The sequence below is a fragment of the Microcoleus sp. w2-18bC1 genome, assembly GCF_036700365.1.
Lineage (GTDB): Bacteria > Cyanobacteriota > Cyanobacteriia > Cyanobacteriales > Microcoleaceae > Microcoleus.
In genome coordinates this window covers 30,511-47,662 of record NZ_JAUBOS010000045.1, presented here as the reverse complement: position 1 = coordinate 47,662, position 17,152 = coordinate 30,511, and the positions used below count along the sequence as shown (strand labels likewise).

At 47.5% G+C, this 17,152-nt stretch carries 18 protein-coding genes; 7 read left to right on the top strand and 11 right to left on the bottom strand.

The annotated features are described in order from the left end of the window. Positions 1-78: 78 nt before the first annotated feature. The 6 genes from QT979_RS20400 to QT979_RS20375 form a co-directional block, all read right to left on the bottom strand. Positions 79-855, bottom strand: coding sequence for a DUF6816 family protein (locus QT979_RS20400; protein WP_333311520.1), 777 nt, complete (start codon positions 853-855; stop codon positions 79-81). Between the two features lie 254 nt (positions 856-1,109). Continuing rightward, complete coding sequence (locus QT979_RS20395; RefSeq protein WP_333227309.1) at positions 1,110-1,514, bottom strand: ChuX/HutX family heme-like substrate-binding protein; 405 nt, start codon at positions 1,512-1,514, stop codon at positions 1,110-1,112. A 185-nt stretch (positions 1,515-1,699) separates the two neighbouring features. Then, positions 1,700-2,653 (bottom strand): PhoH family protein, encoded by a 954-nt coding sequence (locus QT979_RS20390; protein ID WP_333213651.1) that lies wholly within the window; start codon positions 2,651-2,653, stop codon positions 1,700-1,702. A gap of 374 nt (positions 2,654-3,027) precedes the next feature. Then, the gene (locus QT979_RS20385) at positions 3,028-3,564 is read right to left on the bottom strand and encodes a KH domain-containing protein (RefSeq protein WP_333069122.1); all 537 of its coding nucleotides are present in this window, start codon (positions 3,562-3,564) and stop codon (positions 3,028-3,030) included. Continuing rightward, entirely contained in the window at positions 3,503-3,787 is a 285-nt protein-coding gene (rpsP, locus tag QT979_RS20380) for a 30S ribosomal protein S16 (RefSeq protein ID WP_333085027.1), read from the bottom strand. Before rpsP ends, QT979_RS20385 begins: the two co-directional genes overlap by 62 nt. A gap of 81 nt (positions 3,788-3,868) precedes the next feature. After that, positions 3,869-5,203 (bottom strand): D-alanyl-D-alanine carboxypeptidase, encoded by a 1,335-nt coding sequence (locus QT979_RS20375; RefSeq protein ID WP_333213649.1) that lies wholly within the window; start codon positions 5,201-5,203, stop codon positions 3,869-3,871. 352 nt (positions 5,204-5,555) lie between these two features. Here QT979_RS20375 and plsX point away from each other — a divergent pair, with 352 nt between their 5' ends. The 5 genes from plsX (at position 5,556) to QT979_RS20350 (ending at position 11,114) form a co-directional block, all read left to right on the top strand. Next, positions 5,556-6,605 carry a phosphate acyltransferase PlsX gene (gene plsX, locus QT979_RS20370; RefSeq protein WP_333311521.1) on the top strand — a complete coding sequence of 350 codons (1,050 nt, stop codon included), beginning with the start codon at positions 5,556-5,558 and terminating at the stop codon, positions 6,603-6,605. Between the two features lie 162 nt (positions 6,606-6,767). After that, positions 6,768-7,769 (top strand): beta-ketoacyl-ACP synthase III, encoded by a 1,002-nt coding sequence (locus QT979_RS20365; protein WP_333213645.1) that lies wholly within the window; start codon positions 6,768-6,770, stop codon positions 7,767-7,769. A 402-nt stretch (positions 7,770-8,171) separates the two neighbouring features. Continuing rightward, entirely contained in the window at positions 8,172-9,053 is an 882-nt protein-coding gene (fabD, locus tag QT979_RS20360) for an ACP S-malonyltransferase (protein ID WP_015175203.1), read from the top strand. A gap of 392 nt (positions 9,054-9,445) precedes the next feature. Beyond that, positions 9,446-10,159 carry a PspA/IM30 family protein gene (locus tag QT979_RS20355; protein ID WP_333213643.1) on the top strand — a complete coding sequence of 238 codons (714 nt, stop codon included), beginning with the start codon at positions 9,446-9,448 and terminating at the stop codon, positions 10,157-10,159. Between the two features lie 10 nt (positions 10,160-10,169). Beyond that, complete coding sequence (locus tag QT979_RS20350) at positions 10,170-11,114, top strand: phosphate ABC transporter substrate-binding protein (RefSeq protein ID WP_333311519.1); 945 nt, start codon at positions 10,170-10,172, stop codon at positions 11,112-11,114. Here QT979_RS20350 and QT979_RS20345 read toward each other — a convergent pair. Beyond that, positions 11,095-11,235 carry a hypothetical protein gene (locus tag QT979_RS20345; RefSeq protein WP_333311518.1) on the bottom strand — a complete coding sequence of 47 codons (141 nt, stop codon included), beginning with the start codon at positions 11,233-11,235 and terminating at the stop codon, positions 11,095-11,097. The two genes, QT979_RS20350 and QT979_RS20345, sit on opposite strands and share 20 nt — an antisense overlap. A gap of 134 nt (positions 11,236-11,369) precedes the next feature. Between QT979_RS20345 and QT979_RS20340 the strand changes: the two genes are divergently transcribed. Next, complete coding sequence (locus QT979_RS20340; RefSeq protein WP_333213637.1) at positions 11,370-12,008, top strand: lysophospholipid acyltransferase family protein; 639 nt, start codon at positions 11,370-11,372, stop codon at positions 12,006-12,008. Between the two features lie 154 nt (positions 12,009-12,162). Beyond that, positions 12,163-12,696 carry a hypothetical protein gene (locus tag QT979_RS20335; RefSeq protein WP_333213635.1) on the top strand — a complete coding sequence of 178 codons (534 nt, stop codon included), beginning with the start codon at positions 12,163-12,165 and terminating at the stop codon, positions 12,694-12,696. Positions 12,697-12,963: 267 nt separating this feature from the next. On the opposite strand, the gene QT979_RS20330 is transcribed toward QT979_RS20335, so the two are convergent. The 4 genes from QT979_RS20330 to QT979_RS20315 all read right to left on the bottom strand — a co-directional run bounded on the left by QT979_RS20330 (position 12,964) and on the right by QT979_RS20315 (position 17,124). Further along, positions 12,964-13,581: a GAF domain-containing protein gene (locus QT979_RS20330; RefSeq protein ID WP_333213633.1), complete on the bottom strand. Its 618-nt coding sequence runs from the start codon at positions 13,579-13,581 to the stop codon at positions 12,964-12,966. 102 nt (positions 13,582-13,683) lie between these two features. Then, positions 13,684-14,274: a YdcF family protein gene (locus QT979_RS20325; RefSeq protein WP_333213631.1), complete on the bottom strand. Its 591-nt coding sequence runs from the start codon at positions 14,272-14,274 to the stop codon at positions 13,684-13,686. Positions 14,275-15,000: 726 nt separating this feature from the next. Next, a complete protein-coding gene (locus tag QT979_RS20320) occupies positions 15,001-15,831 on the bottom strand; it encodes a GUN4 domain-containing protein (RefSeq protein WP_333311517.1) in 831 nt (276 codons plus the stop codon). Positions 15,832-15,981: 150 nt separating this feature from the next. Continuing rightward, positions 15,982-17,124 carry a response regulator gene (locus QT979_RS20315; RefSeq protein ID WP_333311516.1) on the bottom strand — a complete coding sequence of 381 codons (1,143 nt, stop codon included), beginning with the start codon at positions 17,122-17,124 and terminating at the stop codon, positions 15,982-15,984. Positions 17,125-17,152: the final 28 nt, after the last annotated feature.

The window sequence follows — 17,152 nt, the reverse complement described above, 5'->3', positions numbered from 1 at the left end:
AATCTTACACATGCTCAGCGCTGTCAGGAGCCAAAGTCTTTTGATGTAAGGGTTTTAGGCTTTTTCAGCAAGCCCTAATTATGCCCGCACCAACTCCAACCGATATCGGTACAAAGCCACAGGATGCCCCCCAGCCACAAAATAATCCGGGTCTTGTGGCGACAAATAAATCGCTGTCACCTGATCCGCCTCAATTCTTTTACTCGCAGAATCGCCATTTTTCCCACCTCCAACAACTTGATAAGCAGTTGTAGTTTCCACCTCGTTTAAATAAATATCAGACTCTCCCCGAAAAATCTGCTGAGAAATCTCTGTAGACACAAACTCGCGAGGATTCGGCGTCTCAGTTCCCCGACTGGTAACAATCGAAATTAATTGGCGTTCCCCTTTCAAAACAGTAATTTGGCGGTTGGAATTGGTCGGATCGACTTTCACTGAAAGTACGCCACGATCGCCTAAATAAGCCTTGGCAATATTCAAACCGTTAAAATTGCGATCGGCTACAATCTTTTGAGCCTTTTTAAATGTTAAATTAGAAATTAACCCAAGATTTTTTTTAGGTTGAAATCGCACTTTAAATAATATCGGCTGCTGCAAATACTGGCGGTTGCTTTCAAACCCTGGCGTGACAATATTTGGCGCTAAAGGAGAGGCTAAATCTACCAAAGTGCTAGCAACATTCCAATTCCCCGCCATCCAGTCTGGATATACCAAATCTCCCTTAGCTACAGCGATAGAAGGCTTGCTTTCCCAATCGGGAAAACTTGATATGCGATCGCCCAAAACCCCCGCTCTCGCACCGCCACCCCACAGCAGTACCGCCAAAACCAGACAAAAACCCCAAATTACCTTCATACCCAATTACATTCAAACAACTAACTTTCTGTCTCTCTTTCTCTTCTTTATCTCTTCTCTGCGTTCTCTGCGCCCTCTGCGGTTCATTAATTCAACAATTAGACAACAAATCACTTAAACATCTTACTTTATACCATTTTCATAAACAGGCAAGATGCCTGTTGCACAAAAATATATGTTCTGCTTTTGGGGAGTAGAGGTTGGGCATCCTGCCCGCCCCCTATATGCAATTTAAAGGTGAAAAAACCTATGTTTTAAAGCGCCTCAACAGGTGCGGGTTCCCAAACCTCCCCGTATTTTTCCTTCAATTCGTGCCAATTTTCCACCTGTCCTGGTTCGTATTCACCCGGCTTTCCCCACTGCAAAAACGCGCTCAAAGCAGCCTCATTTTGTTCGTCGATAAAACGGATTGCATAAGTAGTGAAATTCCCTCTTTTCGCCTCACCCGTTTCAAACTTCACCTGTTTTATTTTATCCATATTTAGGTGGAACTCAAATATTTCGGCGTGCATATTGGCATACTTTCCCTTCGGCAACTCCGCATAAAACAGCTTGTGAATTGAACCGCGCACTTCCAGCACCGCCGCGCTGCTAGTCACGATTAAACGCAGCGTTCCCAATTGTTCGCAAGCTTCCAAGAACTCTTTCAGGTTAGGCATAATTTAATTTTGGAATTGGGTATTGGGTATTTGGAATTGGGCATTGGGCATTGGGCATTGGGCATGGGACATTGGGCATTGATTATTGGTAATTAAAAACAACAATAACTAACAACCAATGACTACTGACTACTGACTACTGACTACTGACTACTGACTACTGACTACTGACTAATGACTAATGACTATGTTTCGTGCAGTTCGTAAGCAGCGACAATCCGCTGCACTAGAGGATGTCGCACTACATCCGCCTGAGAGAATTCGCAGAAAGCAATGCCCTCAACGTTGCGTAGAATGTTTTGGGCGACTGACAATCCCGACTGTTGGTTTGGCGGCAAATCTGTTTGAGTGATATCCCCCGTTACTACCATTCTCGATCGAAAGCCCAGACGAGTCAACACCATTTTCATCTGAGCCGGCGTCGTATTTTGAGCTTCGTCCAAAATTACGAAAGCATTGCTGAGAGTACGCCCCCGCATATAAGCTAAAGGAGCTACTTCGATCAAGCCTCTTTCCATTAAATCAGCCATTTTTTCAGGGTCGATCATTTCTTGCAGGGCGTCGTAAAGCGGGCGCAAATATGGATCGACTTTTTGCTGCAAATCTCCCGGCAAAAACCCTAATTTTTCGCCAGCTTCCACGGCTGGTCTTGTTAAAATTAGCCGTTCGTACTGCTTGCTCAACAGGGCTTGCACGGCGAAAATAGCCGCTAGAAATGTTTTGCCAGTACCAGCGGGGCCAATGCAAAATGTCAGGTCGTGCGTGCGTACTGCTTGGACGTATTGCCGCTGCTTGAAGGTTTTGGCTCTAATTTCTTCGCCGCGGCGGGTTCTGGCGAGAACGTCTCGCTGCAAGTCTTGTAAATCGCCTTGGCGGTTGGTATCCAAAGCTTGGCGCGCCGTCTGGATTTCAACTCCGGTAATATTTTTGCCGGATTTCCAATAGTCGGAGAGCGATCGCACTAATTTATGACACAATTCTACTTGACTTTTTGTGCCGGAAATCAGCAGTTCTTGCCCTCGCATTACCACGTTAGCACCGGTTTGCTTAGAGATCATTTTCAGGTTTTCTTCTTGATGACCGGCCAGCGACATTGCGCTTTGGGTGCTCGGTAACTCTATTATTAGTTTTTCATTCATGCCAACATAAGCTCCTCCAAATAAGCAATTAATAGTTAACAACTAAACGTTCAACCTGTCACTATTTGCGAACAAAAAGACGCCAGTTACTAGGTTTTACCTAGTATCTAAGGCGTCTTTTAGATTTAGCTCCCAAATGAGTTTGGTGCTTGAGGCACAAATCAAATCTCCCTTCTATTAAGTCAGGCAATTTTAGATTTTAGATGGGAAATTTTAGATTTTAGATTAACCTGATGCCGCTGACATTTGAAATTTTAAATTTTACATTTGTTTCCGATCGCAAAATCGGCAATTTCAAACCAAACGGGGCTTGTAATACAAAGTCTACAACAGGCAATCTAAAATCTAAAATTCTTTCTGGGTTCTGCAGTTAGCTAATAACCGGGAGTATTTCTGCTCGTTCTAAACGTAGGTGTGTTAGTACGGCGAGGTTGTTCTCTCGGAGTTCTGCTAGCTAAGGGACTCGGCGACGGAGGTGGCGTCCGGGGTCGGAAGTCGCCTCGCGGCTCCCGCGAGCCACGATCTGGCCGATCGCGATCTGGGCGGTCGCGATCCGGGCGATCGCGATCGCCCCTGGGCGGGCCAGATCCGCGATCACCCGCTTCACCATCGTATATATCTAAGTAGAGCGACTGACCCGCCGTCTGCGCCACCGCTTCGAGCGTAGTTCTAATCGCCTGAATATTGCGTCCGCCCCTACCGTAAACCCGGCCTTTGTCGGGATCTTCAAAAGCCAGCCTAACCCAGACCCGCGATTGGCGCGGGTGCAGTTCGCAATCAACCCGCAAAGAGCCTGGGGTCTCTAAAAAAGGCCCAATTAAAAACTTAACCAGTCCAGCATAGTTGGGACTAGCTGACTGTTGCTGTGCTGGATTCAACGTTGGCTCCGGCTCCGACTTGTTCAAATACATGGGCTTTTCTCAGGATGTCACGCACAGTGTCAGTTGGCTGAGCGCCGTCTTGCAGGCGCTTGACAATCGCTGGAACATCCAGCCTGGTTTCGTTATTTCTGGGGTTGTAATAGCCGAGCTCTTCTAAGGGACGGCCGTCGCGGCGGGTAGAACTGTTCATCGCTACAATCCGGTAGCTTGTCTCGCGTTTTTTCCCGTATCTCTTCAATCGCAGTTTGATCATCTTCTTGCACAATAGTCTTGTTTCAATTCTAAGCTATTTTGTCAGTGCTCCTTCCCCGAACCCCAACTCAACCCCTATTTCTTAACCTCCGACCAAAATATCGCTACGATTTGCTGCCCCTAAGGCAGGTCTGGCGCCGTCAATGTGCGGTGTAATTGCTACTGGCAAAATCGATACAGTTCCCCACTGCTGCACCAATTTTTGCAAAAATATATCTTGCTGTGCTCTCAAAGAGTCCCAATCGGTGCCGCGATTAATAATTGCAAACCACACTAAACCCCGATCGCGCGTGGGTATGGCTCCAGCCAAAGCAATCACCGTGTCCAAAGTACCAGTTTTCACCACAGCCGATCGCGGAATGTGTCGGTGTTCCAAAGTTCCTCGATCGCGCCCGGACACCGGAAACAAGTCAGCAATCGTCAGCCCAGTCGTCTGAAGGTTGCGCCCGATCGCCTGCATCATCCCACAAGCCGCCCTCGGAGACATCCGATTTTCCACTCCCAATCCCGAACCGTTAACTAATTGAAGTTCCTCCTCCGGCACCCCCGCAGCCCAAGTCGCTTGCTGCTGCACTATTTTTGCCCCGCCCAAATCGTCTGCCAGCATCTGAGCTATTTCATTATCACTGTGGACGTTCATCTGCTTGAGAATTTCGGCTAAAGGGAGCGATCGGCGCTTCAGCAGCAAACGCCCCGAAGTCACAAATTTCTCAGCAATGACGCTGCCGGCCACCGTTACTTGCGGCTTTCTAGTTCCCGGAGCCATCTTAGAATACATTGCCACCACGTCCGCAGGCCAATTGCTACCCTCAAGAGCTTGCCGCAGTATCTCCCCCGCGGCCAAAGGATCGGACTGATAATTCATGCGAAAATTGCCTGTCACCACCAAATTCCCTGCCACACGATTGATACCCATTTGATTGAGAGCATTGCCAACGGCGATCGCCTCCTCCCACACAAACAGCGGATCGCCCCCGCCGCTGACCACCAAATCTCCCTGCAACACCCCATTCCTAATCGGCCCAGTTCCCCGGAACCGCGTTTCAAACTGATAATCAGGGCCCCAAGTCTCCAGCGACGCCAGAGAAGTTGCAATCTTAGTCAGCGAAGCCCCAGGCATCAGCGTCTTCCCCTGCTGACTTACCAGTGGCACCATTCCCGCTTGCACCCAAATTCCCTGATTTCCATCAATCAGGTTTTTGTCTTTCAACTCTTTTAAATATTCCCGCACTGTCGCTTCTGCAGGCAAGTCTGGATTTGCCGCATTTATTCGCCCAAAAGCCAAATCTTCGGCCACCACTAACCCGGGTATCCCTCCCCGCCAAGCCAGCACTGACGCAGCATTAGGCGCGGCAGTGCCTACCCCAGCCATGTCCAGCCACAGAGACATCATCCCTGAGCTAAATAAATCCAGCATTTTTTACTCCTAAAGTCAATCGATTTGAGATTTGAGATTAAAGAATTGAAGAAAGCGCTCCCACTGATAAATCCGGGGGCAAGTGATGAGGATGGGGAGCTTTTTTCTTGCTCCACGGATGAATCCGGCGTTCCCGGACTAAAGTGCTTGCGGTCATGTAAACTATTTCATTGATTTTTTCAATATGCCGTCAAAAATAGTAAAGTAGTGACAAAACAAGTTCTATCAGAGTAGTCGGAAATAAGAATTGTCCGATCGCCCTAGCGAGCGGATTTTAGTTCTTTATTCAGACTTATGGATTCACGCTCCTGACTTCCTGGTAGAATTTTTAGTGTTTCTCAAACATTGGTCAATGGGATCGACACGCGCAAGAATTGCAATAGACGCTATGGGTGGGGATCATGCCCCCGCCGAGGTTGTAGCTGGAGCGCTTAAGGCACAAGAAGAATTAGGCGTAGAGATTTTGCTCGTGGGCGACCCGCAGCAAATAGAAGACTCGCTCCGGCAACAAGACGCGCTCGGCCGCGTCTGTACAGGTCAGCTAGAAATCGTTCCTTCTGAAGGAGCGGTGGAAATGCACGAAGAACCTTTGAGTGCCCTCAAACGCAAGCCCAACGCTTCGATTAACGTAGCGATGAACTTGGTAAAGCAGCAGCAAGCTGATGCTGTGGTGTCCGCCGGTCACTCCGGCGCGGCAATGGCTGCTGCCCTGCTCAGGTTGGGCCGGCTCCCCGGAATCGATCGCCCTGCGATCGGTGCGGTTTTGCCGACAATGATACCGGGCAGCTCTGTACTCATTCTCGATGTTGGCGCTAACGTGGACTGCCGCCCCAAATTTTTGGAGCAGTTCGCTCTTATGGGAACTATTTACAGCCAGTGCGTGCTGGGCGTCGCCGAACCTAAAATCGGCCTGCTCAACATTGGCGAAGAACCTTCTAAAGGCAACGACGCCGCAGTGCGAACTCACCAGTTATTGGTGGACAACCCGAACATTCCTTTTGTGGGCAATGCCGAAGGCCGCGACGTGCTGTCGGGGAAATTCGACGTGATTGTCTGCGACGGGTTTGTAGGCAACGTGTTGTTGAAGTTTGCCGAAGCTGTGGGCGAAGTCGTAGTCCAGGTGCTTAAGGAAGAGTTGGTCAAAGGACTCCAACATCAAATGAACGACCCTATGCTGCAAAAAAGCTTGCAAGGATTCAAGCAGCGGGTAGACCACGTTGAACACGGCGGCGGTTTGCTATTGGGCGTTGCTGGAGTTTGCATTATCAGCCACGGTTCGTCTCAAGCTGGCTCGATTTTTAATGCCATTCGTTTGGCGAAGGAGGCTATTGACAACCAAGTGCTGGAGCGAATTCGATCGTCCAATAACCAAAGCGCTCTGGAACAAGAAGCTGTGAATTAGAGGCAGTAAGTAGGAATTAAAAATTAAAAATGTAAAATTAAAAATGTCAGCTTAAACCAACTGTTTTGCTTAAAAAAAGTAATTTCAGAAGTTTAAAAAATAATTTTAATTGGGAGTTTTTAATTTTTAATTTCTAGATGGATCGCTCATAAATGGAGAGGAATGTTGCAGCAATCAGGGTTCGGCATTGCCGTCACAGGTAGCGGTTCTTGTACACCGCAGGTTTCGCTGGATAATAACGGTTTGAGTCAGATAGTAGAAACTTCTGACGAGTGGATTGGCGCGCGGACGGGCATTCGTTCCCGCAGGCTGGCGGACGATCGCACTTCTTTGTGCGATTTAGCCACAGAGGCATCTCAAAAGGCGATCGCCATGGCAGAAATTTCGCCGACAGATATCGATTTAATTATTTTGGCGACTTCGAGTCCTGACGATTTGTTTGGCACTGCCAGTAAAATTCAATATCAATTGGGCGCGACAAAAGCTGTGGCTTTTGATTTAACAGCAGCTTGTTCGGGCTTTATTTTTGGTTTAGTGACAGCCTCGCAGTTCATTCGGACAGGGGTTTATCAAAATGTTTTGCTGATCGGAGCAGATATTTTATCTCGCTGGGTGAATTGGTCGGATCGGGGTACTTGCATTCTATTTGGAGACGGTGCAGGTGCGGTGGTATTGCAAGCTTCAGAAGTCGATTCCTTTTTGGGATTTGAAATTCGCAGCGACGGCACACAAAATTCGTCTCTCAATTTGGCTTACAAAGCCGAGTCAAAAGAATTAATTGAGGGCGTCAGCGTCGGAGTTGGCGGATTTGAACCCATCACAATGAATGGTCAAGAAATCTATCGCTTTGCCGTGAGAAAAGTGCCGGAAGTCATAGAAAAAGCTATGTTTCGGGCCAATATCAGCGTCGCCGAAATTGACTGGCTGTTGTTGCACCAAGCCAATCAGCGGATTCTTGATGCAGTTGCCCAAAGGCTAAAGATTCCCCCCGAAAAAGTAATCAGCAATTTGGCGAATTACGGCAATACCTCAGCCGCTTCAATTCCCCTTGCCTTAGACGAAGCCGTGCGTCTGGGTAAAGTTAAAGCGGGCGATACTATTGCTGCTGCTGGTTTCGGTGCAGGTTTGACTTGGGGGGCTGCGATTTTTCAATGGGGAAGGTAATATTTGGCGGCCGGCTGTAAACTTGCTCCGGTTATTGTCGGGAGTTCGATCGAGTAAAATACAAATCCTTTAACACGCCATACATAGGGCAAGGTTCGCAGCGGTGCACCAGCCGGACAGCAGTTATTGACAAGGGCGTGCGGAAATGGAACATCCTCTATTCTTCGATCGACTTTCCCCGGTTTGAAGGTTGAAAATTGTGCTACGCCTATTAATCAAATTAAAGTAGCAAAAAAAAATAAACCTGGTAAAAATCGCAGTTAGATGTTAGAATTATGAGTCGCGAGTAGAGAGTTCGTTAACCGAAAGATAGCGGATACCAGCGAGCGAACTTAGAAGCGGGAAAGAAAGAATTTTTGCAATCACCAATTAGCAACCACCAATTAGCAGATTACCGGAAAAATGACTAAAACAGCATGGGTATTTCCCGGACAAGGTTCCCAGGCGATCGGGATGGGTGCAGACTTATTAAACTTGCCAACAGCCAAAGCCAAATTTGAGCTCGCTAAAGAAATTTTAGGCTGGTCTGTCCCGGAAGTTTGCCAAAAAGAAGAAGCAAAACTATCTCGGACTCTCTACACTCAGCCTTGCTTGTTCGTAGTAGAAAGTATTTTGGCCGACTTAGTGCGAGAAAAAAGCGATCGACCAGCGGTAGTTGCCGGTCACAGTTTAGGAGAATATGTTGCCCTCTACGCAGCAGGCGTCTTTGACTTTGAAACCGGATTACGCTTAGTCAAACGTCGCGCCGAACTCATGGACACTGCCTCCGGCGGTCAAATGGTGGCTTTGATCGGGTTCGACAGGCAGGAACTAGAACTGCAAATTCAATACAGCCGAGACGTGGTGCTGGCAAACGACAACAGCGAAGCACAAGTCGTGATTTCTGGAACGCCCGCAGCAGTAGAAGATTTGCTTGCCAAAATCAAAGTCAAACGCGCCGTTAAATTGAATGTTTCCGGTGCTTTTCACTCTCCCCTGATGGCATCAGTGGCTGCCGAGTTTCAACTAGCCTTAAAGTCTGCAAGGTTTTCCGATGCTAAAATGCTGGTGCTCTCGAACGCAGAACCGTCAGCCACTACCAGCGCAGCCACTTTAAAGCAGCGGTTGACTCAGCAGATGACCAAAGGCGTGCGGTGGCGAGAAATTTCCCTGCAATTGCCACAACAAGGAATTGATCGGGTAGTGGAAATTGGCCCCGGCAAAGTTCTCACAGGTTTGATCAAACGGACTTGTCCCGATTTAGCATTGGTAAATGTTAGCAGTTTTGCAGATTTACCCGCTTAATCTATTTTTAGCCTGTTATTAAACGGCAGGTTATAAAATTGAGAGTTAATCGATCCGAAGATTGCCCAAAAACGAATCGCAAAACAGGCAAATCCGAATATTGCCTGTTTTGCAAATTGGGGATAGACGATCCAGACAGTTAGACAATATTAATCAAAAATCGAGAAATCGATCGACCTGACCGAAAGCATCCATGATACAAGCCCCCGGATTCATCCGTCCAGAAATAAAAAACCTGTATCCGATAAAGGATCTCCCGAATTTATCCGTGGGGTCAATGCTTCAATTCTAAAATCTAAAATCTAAAATCTAAAATCTAAAATCGATTGACGGGGCGATCGACAAATCCTGATATACACTAGGCATAAAAACCAAGCTTATCTGCTACTTATATGAAAAAAGTCCTTTACTGGTTGATGGGCGACAAGGCAGGCAGAACCATAGTAGGTGCCTGGAACTGGATGTGGGGACTGCCCGTAGAATCCGGCGGCCAGGTGTCGGTGGCGGTAGCCGAAGAGTCACTGCGATCCATGCAAGAATCAGTGCAAAAGCTAGCAGCAGCAGTGTCCACCCAAGTTGCAGCCTACCAGCGCGCCAAAACGAAATATGAAGAAAAAGTTAGGGAAATGCAAACCGTAGAGCGCCAAGCCATCACAGCCCAGCGCAATGGCAACGAAGAAGCAGCTCGCTTGGCAATGGCGAAGGTAATTCAGACAGAACAAATTCTGCCGCAATTAGAATCCCAAGTAAAACAAGCCGAACAATACGTCAACGCTTCCAAAGACAAGCTAAATCGAGAACGGATGAAGCTGGAAGCTTACAAAACCGATATGCAAAATATGAAAGATATGGCAGAGATTAACGAAGCCCTCGGAGCCATATCCAAAGTCAACAACGACCTCAGTATAGATTCAGCTCGATCGCAGTTTGAGCAAGCCAAAAACGCCGTCCACGGCCGCAACCTCAAACAGCAAGCTTTAGCAGAAATATCTGAGAACCCCCAAGAAAGACTTCAGGCCGAATTAGAAAATATGACCTTAGACGATGAAGTTAATCGTAGGTTACAAATGTTAGACGACTCCAACAACAAAGAACTTCCCAGCTAAGGACAATTTTATGGCGAAGAGCGGGCCTCCCCCCATAGTTTTTATCCTGTTATTTCTCTTGCTAGCCGGTGGCGGTTGGTTCTTTTTTCTCAACAAACCAGCGTCGCAAGATGTTAGTAACAATCCCCCCACTCCCACACCTGCAGGCGATGTCGTCCCACTTCCCGTCGCGCCAGTAGTCGGCGGTGCTTCTTCGCCTGTTGCAGCTAGTTCCTTTGCGCTTCCAGCTTCTGTTCCTGCGGGTACGACTGTCAGGATTCAAGGTTCTACCAGTATGGTGACAATCAACCTCAATCTTAAGAATGGCTTTCAAGCCAAGTTTCCTGGCACTAGAGTTGATTCCCAAGCTAACGGTTCTGCAAAGGGAATTCAAGATTTGGTGGCAGGAACAGCCGATATTGCTGCGGTATCGCAGCCTTTGACGGCTCAACCACAAGGTCAGGGTTTGGCAGCGGTGCCTGTTGGCCTAGATACGATCGCCATTGTAGTTGGCATTAACAACCCTTTCAAAGGAGGTTTAACCTCGGCTCAAGTTCAAGATATTTTTAAGGGAAATACTCAAGACTGGTCGAAAGTCGGCGGCCCGGCGGGCCCGATGAAAGTAATTAACAGACCCGCAGTTAGTGGCACTCACCAAACGTTTAAAGAACAAGTGCTCCGAGGTGGCGAGTTTGGCACGACGGCAAATATTACCACGCTCGATCGAGATGCGACAACTCCCCTGCTGCAAGCTTTAGGCAACAACGGCATAGGCTATGCGACTTTCGCTCAAGTCGTCAATCAGAAAACGGGGCGCGTTGTTCCAATCAACGGTGCGACTACGGATGCTGGTAACTATCCTTACCAGCGGAAGTTGTACTACGCCTACAAAAATCCTCCTAGCCAAGCAGTTAAGGATTTCTTGGGCTACGCGACTTCTTCGGAGGGACAGAAAGCTATGCTGGCCGGAAATTGAGCCTTTGCAAAGAATTCGCCAGAATAAATTCTGGCGCTACACCAGCTTGCAAAGCGGTTTCAACTGCCGAATCATCTAACAGCACGACGCGCATAAACACGGATACAGTGATGATAGTCAACTTAGCCAATTAGCTAAACAGTGCGATCGCTGGGCCTATCCGTGTATCCGTGTCAAAATCCGTGTAGTGCTACTTTTTTGATTGCTGAACTGATAGGCTAATATTCGATGTAATTTAAAATTTAAGGTTTTTCTGTGAGCAAAAGTCGCGAACCAGTTGAAAGTTTACTTCTCTACTATTTATTTAAATGGTCAATTGTCAGCCCGATGCTGCACCTGTACTTTCGAGGCCGCATCTACGGTGCAGAAAATGTTCCGACAGAAGGGCCGGTGGTGGTAGTCAGCAATCACGCCAGCGATTTTGACCCTCCGATTTTGTCGAATTGCATGAGGAGGCCCGTCGCATTTATGGCAAAGGAAGAGTTATTTAAAGTTCCTATTTTGAAGCAGGCAATTACGCTTTACGGTGCTTATCCAGTTAAGCGGGAAAGTGCCGATCGCAGTGCAATTCGCTCGGCTATCAACTCTTTGGAAAATGGCTGGGCGACGGGTGTATTTTTGCAGGGAACTCGCACGCCAGACGGCAGAATTACTGAACCGAAATTAGGTGCTGCGCTGATAGCTGCTAAGGCAAAAGCGCCGCTGTTACCTGTTAGTTTGTGGGGAACTCACGCGATTTCGTCGAAAGGTTCTGGAATGCCGCGTCCGGTGCCGCTGACGGTGCGAATTGGCAAGCTAATTGAAGCGCCCGGTTCGTCGGATCGCGAGGAGTTGCAAGCGCTGACTCAAAGATGTGCGATCGAGATTAATGCCATGCACGATTTGGGGCGCTGATTTTATAACTGTTGTTGCTGTTTTTCAGGTTATATCTACAGATAGATGAATGCTGAAGATAAACATCGAAAAATATCAATATAACTGATTGAAAACAAGCGCAATAATTAGGCTTGAATTTGAGTTTAATTGGACAGGAGATAAGAAGAAAGATATGGTAACAAGCAATCAAACCCGCGCGTTGGGATTGTTTTCTAACCGCGAAGAGGCAGAGCAAGCTCTGACAGAATTGAAATCTTCCGGGTTTCCAATGGATAAAGTTTCGGTTGTTGCTAGGGAGGCAGGCGAGTCTGTAGGCGAGACTCAAACGATCGCTCAGGTAGGCGATAAAAATCTAGACACAGGAGCAGGAGTGGTAGCAGACACTCTGACAAATAGTGCTTTAGCCACCGTGCTAGTGGGTCTCGGAAGTTTAGCTATTCCCGGAATCGGGCCGATGATTGCAGCGGGCACTTTGGGCGCCTCACTGGTGGCTAGCGTAGCAAGCACTGGCGTCTCAGCGGCAGCTTTCGGTGGGGTGGTGAAGGCCTTGACTGACTTGGGAATTCCCGAAGAAACAGCTAGAACTTACACCGATCGCCTGCACGCGGGCGATTATTTGGTAGTAGTAGATGGCGCTGAGGATGATATTAGTCGGGCCCAAGGGGTTTTCAGCAGTCGGGGTATTCAAAATTGGGGCGTTTTTTAAACAGGAATTGTGCACCAAGTCTATCCCTAGGGCGATGCACACCTCACCATTCGTGATAACAATCAGCTCAAATTTAGTACCCGACTTTTGTTTGAAAATTAGTTCCTCAATGCCCCCTAACTAAAAAAGGGGGGATTGAGGAAACATTCTTTTCTCGGCCGGGAAGGGCATTGAAATTCGGATAAAACCCCGACCTAGACGTGGTTTTAGTCTTAACTTGACATTCATTCATTACCCACCCGCTGCCTACAGGTAAATTATTGATTTTTATCGCTCATCTTTTGATGCTGATGCGGTGACATAAGCGACAGCTAAAGGGGAAAATTTTTCTGTAACTGCTGCGATAACTTGGCGATCGAAGTCAGTCCAAACTCTGGGGCGATCGAACATACAAGGCTGCAAAACCCCCCACAATAACCCGTCAGCACAAAGGTGAGCGTGTATCAAAGCTCGATGTCCGAACTCTTTTGCCTCAAAATTTTTGTTGACAACTTCAGGATTGGCTGTCTCAACATCCTCAACAAAAATCGACGGTTCAGTTCGCAAAGCTGCTGCAAATAAAGGGTCTTCTTCCCCTAATGATTCGGGTTCTTTTTTCCATTCCGCGTCCCCAATCTCTGGAAAGTTCGAGTTGCGACGCCAGCAGTAAGGTACTCTGCCCCTTTGCGTTTCAGGATTGCGGAGGTAGAGAAATACCCGATCGCAATTTAACACCTCGCCTAAAGCCGGCACCAAAGCGGAAAAAACATCATCCGGCGTTTTGGTGTCACTCAAAATTTTATCCAGAACTTGCGGCAGAATTTGCTCGGTCATTAATTTTAGCTTTTGAAGTTCATCTACTAATTTTAAACTACTCCTTCTTTTCTCTTCTGTTCTTTTACGCATTTTTCATCAGCATCTTCGCGTTTCCTTAAATCGCGATAGAAGAGAAGTTTTAAAACCAGAGGGAATGGAAAAAACTAAAACTTGCTTAATCCTTCCCTTTGTTTATTCAATTCTGGCTTGGCTGAAGTTAGCACCCGTATAACCGGTGGTGAGCCAAAGAATAGCCCTAGCGCCGTCGCGAACAGCTTTTTCCACCGGTTCGGGGGTTCGCCCAGACGGAACTGCCACAGGCTTAAAACTAATGCCTCGACTGCCGAGTACGATTTCGCCGATAATCTGAGCTCGCCGCATATGATCGTCAGAAGTGATCAGATACACGCTCTCAATCCCTTGAGCTTTCAATTCATCTACCAGGGTAGTAAAATTTGTTACCGTATCCACCGCTCTGTAGTCTAAGTGCAGGCGCTCGGACTCAATTCCCGCTTCTGAAAACACCCATTCCGCGAACTCAGGATTGCTCCCAGACGACACCCAAATCGGCAATTCAGGATAATCCTGAGCAAATTTGGCGGCAAACACCTCTCGCTCCGTAGCCCCACCTAGAACTAACAAAGCTTGGGGTCTCTGAAATTCGCTCTTAACCTGCTGATAGCCAAACCAGCACGCCATCAAAAGCCCTACTAGGAACCAAAAACTGCGTGAAGTGTTCAAACGCTTGTAACGCTGCGTGTTTGAATTGATTTTTAACCACATCTAAACCTATAAAAATTTTATGTAACTCACAAAGGAACCATAACAAAAAATACCGCACGTATAGCCCACTAACAGGAATTAAAAATTAAAAATTAAAAAAGGGTCGGGGGATCATAGGATTTTAGATTTTAGATTTTAGATTTTAGATTGACTCTACGCTTATGTTGGGGGCTTAAACGGGGGATTTTAGATTTTAGATTTCAGATGGACTCTAGAGAGAGAGGTTCTGCGTAAGTCCTCGTCTTCCAGCAAGTATTCGTCTGTGGGCGAATTCGTTAGCGGATATGCAAAAAAGAGGGGCCAAACTTAAGCTTTCCCCTCCTGATTTTAATTTTTCTTGGTTTTTAACGGGACTGGCCGGGTTCGAACCGGCGGCCTAGCGCTTCAGATTTGTGTGAGTTTCCCCACTCTCTGGACTATACCTTCACCATATGCTTGCAGCTTTTAGGTGGTGACCGTCTAGTCTCTAAACCTTCCTGATTTCAATATAGGCGATCGCATAATCGCCCTGAACTCAGGCTTGGCTTGGTATTGCCTTAGAGTCATAGGAACCCACGAACTCTTTAGGTTTCACCAAATTTGACCACATTCACTCCTAGAGTTTCCTCGCAGGGTGCCCGATTCTTCAGGAGGCGCTTGCTCTATCCATCTGAGCCACAGCCCCAGTTGCTAAACCGTTTTGATTATAGCAGTTAATGTCGATTTTGAATTTTTTATTTTGGATGATCACCGATCGCCAGTTGCCAGTTTCGCAGCAATGCGGGCAAAGTTTTCTGCTGCGGTGAGTTGACCAGCACCGTAACAGGCGCGCTGCCTCCATGCGGTGACGGGGAGATGTCCGGGGGGAGCATCTTCGTTGAAGGAGAGCTCGCTATAATATTTCCAATTTTCCTTGACTCGCCAGCCGACTCGATCGCAAAATTCAGTATAATTTGCCTCGGTACTTTCCCAAATCTGCTGCTGCACGCTCAACCCGAACCGCCCGCTGCTGTATTGTTGCCAAAGTCGGTCGATCGTACGAAGGTCTGTAGGAGGAAAACTGTCAATATCGGCTGCACTCAGCCAGCCTTCGTCTTCCCTGACAGCGATTTGCAGCAAGATTTCCCAAGTGTGTTCATCAGCTTTGCGCCATTTTCCAGTTTCTAATAGCTTTGTCAGTTGGCGGTAGTCCATCCCCACTTCGGAGATAGCCGGAGTTTTGTCAGGTATAGCGCCGATTTTGTCTTCCAGCCGCAGTAGAGTGCTGACAATCAATTCGGGGTTTAGTTGTTCGAGGCGGTATAGAACCCATTCTAACTGAGATTGAAGGTACGTGCGGGCGATCGCGCCTTGCTGCAATTCCCCCTGCAACTCATCAAATTTAGCTGATAAATTTTGTTGATTGCGGACAAATTCCCACATTTCTTTTGCCCACTGCAATCTAACTTGTTCTTTTTTTAAATAAGTTTTGGAAGGCTTCGCACGCTGCGGGTAGGGAGTCAAATCCCAGCCGCAAATCGAGCAAAACTCTGCTTTTCCTTCTAAGTATTCAGCACCACACACTGGACAGTTAGACATATCGCCATCAATTTGGTTGCCAAGTCATTATATGACATCTGGTAAATTAACCATAATTCGATTAGGTACGCAGTTCGCACCCTACACTTACAGTTTATCTGTAGTAATGTGGGCCTTTAGCACCCGAAAGTTAGAGTTATTTATACCGCTCTAACAAGGCAAGCGAATAGTAAACAAACTGCCTTTGCCCAACTCTGATGTTACCTCGATCGTGCCGCGGTGAGCTTCGACTATTTGGCGGCAGAGATGTAGTCCCAAACCTGTACTGGACTTCTTATGAGTTCCCGAGCTAAACCTTTCAAATAACTTTGCTTGTTCGGTGGGAGAAATGCCGGCACCGGTGTCTTTGATGTCTATGATTACCCATGCCAGCGGTTGGTTTTTGAAGCTCGTATAAGCAGGTGAATTAGCAGCTTTTAAGCTGACATCTATTGAGCCGTTGTCGGTGAATTTAATTGCATTTCCGATTAAATTTGTCAGCAAGCGGTGCAGTTCCAGACGATCGCCCGGATACTTCGCAATCGGTGCACTTTCTGCACTTTCTGTCAAGTCTAAATTTACGGATAAACCTTTAGCATCGGCTAGGGGAGCTAGTTCTTCAGCTACCTCAGTAATAAGCTGGCGCAAGTCCACGGCAGCGAAACTTAGGGATTTGCGGCCTGCTTCGTAGCGGTAGACTTCCAGCAACATATTTACCATCGCGATCAGGTTTTTGTTGCTGCGAACCATCGTCCCGAAAGCGTCGCGCATGGGAAGGGAAATTTCTCCCAAAGCTCCCTGCTGCATTAAAGTTAGCATTCGATCGGCTGCTACGAGGGGCGTCCGCAAGTCGTGAGCGAGTCGGGAGACAAAATCTTCGCGCTGCAGGGCGATCGAATTGCGCTCGTCTACGCTGTGTTTAAGCCGCAGGAGCGATCGAACCCTCGCCAGCAGTTCATCCATTTCGACTGGTTTGCGGATGAAATCGTCTGCTCCCATGTCCAATCCCTGGACTACGCTGGCACTGTCGTGAGCCGTGATCAGCAAAATCGGAATAAAGGGCAATTCCTTATTTTGTCGGATGCGTTTAGTGACTTCGTAACCATCCATTCCCGGCATCATCACGTCGAGAAGTACCAAATCCGGGGCTGACTTCTCAATTTGACTTAAGGCAGAAAAGCCGTTTTCCGCCGTGCTAATTTCGTAACCTTCTTCTTCTAGGATTGTTTGAACCAACAAAACATTATCTGGTGCGTCGTCTACCACCAGAATGCGATCAGCTTTTGTGGCATTGGGAACAGATAAATAACTCATTTAATTGTTAGCCTGGAAATAAATACTA

Bases quoted from the DNA above. Each gene is read 5' to 3' on its own strand.
- QT979_RS20400 (WP_333311520.1), bottom strand. From the start codon at position 855: ATGAAGGTAATTTGGGGTTTTTGTCTGGTTTTGGCGGTACTGCTGTGG.
- QT979_RS20395 (WP_333227309.1), bottom strand. From the start codon at position 1,514: ATGCCTAACCTGAAAGAGTTCTTGGAAGCTTGCGAACAATTGGGAACG.
- QT979_RS20390 (WP_333213651.1), bottom strand. From the start codon at position 2,653: ATGAATGAAAAACTAATAATAGAGTTACCGAGCACCCAAAGCGCAATG.
- QT979_RS20385 (WP_333069122.1), bottom strand. From the start codon at position 3,564: ATGTATTTGAACAAGTCGGAGCCGGAGCCAACGTTGAATCCAGCACAG.
- rpsP (WP_333085027.1), bottom strand. From the start codon at position 3,787: ATGATCAAACTGCGATTGAAGAGATACGGGAAAAAACGCGAGACAAGC.
- QT979_RS20375 (WP_333213649.1), bottom strand. From the start codon at position 5,203: ATGCTGGATTTATTTAGCTCAGGGATGATGTCTCTGTGGCTGGACATG.
- plsX (WP_333311521.1), top strand. From the start codon at position 5,556: ATGGGATCGACACGCGCAAGAATTGCAATAGACGCTATGGGTGGGGAT.
- QT979_RS20365 (WP_333213645.1), top strand. From the start codon at position 6,768: ATGTTGCAGCAATCAGGGTTCGGCATTGCCGTCACAGGTAGCGGTTCT.
- fabD (WP_015175203.1), top strand. From the start codon at position 8,172: ATGACTAAAACAGCATGGGTATTTCCCGGACAAGGTTCCCAGGCGATC.
- QT979_RS20355 (WP_333213643.1), top strand. From the start codon at position 9,446: ATGAAAAAAGTCCTTTACTGGTTGATGGGCGACAAGGCAGGCAGAACC.
- QT979_RS20350 (WP_333311519.1), top strand. From the start codon at position 10,170: ATGGCGAAGAGCGGGCCTCCCCCCATAGTTTTTATCCTGTTATTTCTC.
- QT979_RS20335 (WP_333213635.1), top strand. From the start codon at position 12,163: ATGGTAACAAGCAATCAAACCCGCGCGTTGGGATTGTTTTCTAACCGC.
- QT979_RS20330 (WP_333213633.1), bottom strand. From the start codon at position 13,581: ATGCGTAAAAGAACAGAAGAGAAAAGAAGGAGTAGTTTAAAATTAGTA.
- QT979_RS20325 (WP_333213631.1), bottom strand. From the start codon at position 14,274: ATGTGGTTAAAAATCAATTCAAACACGCAGCGTTACAAGCGTTTGAAC.
- QT979_RS20320 (WP_333311517.1), bottom strand. From the start codon at position 15,831: ATGTCTAACTGTCCAGTGTGTGGTGCTGAATACTTAGAAGGAAAAGCA.
- QT979_RS20315 (WP_333311516.1), bottom strand. From the start codon at position 17,124: ATGAGTTATTTATCTGTTCCCAATGCCACAAAAGCTGATCGCATTCTG.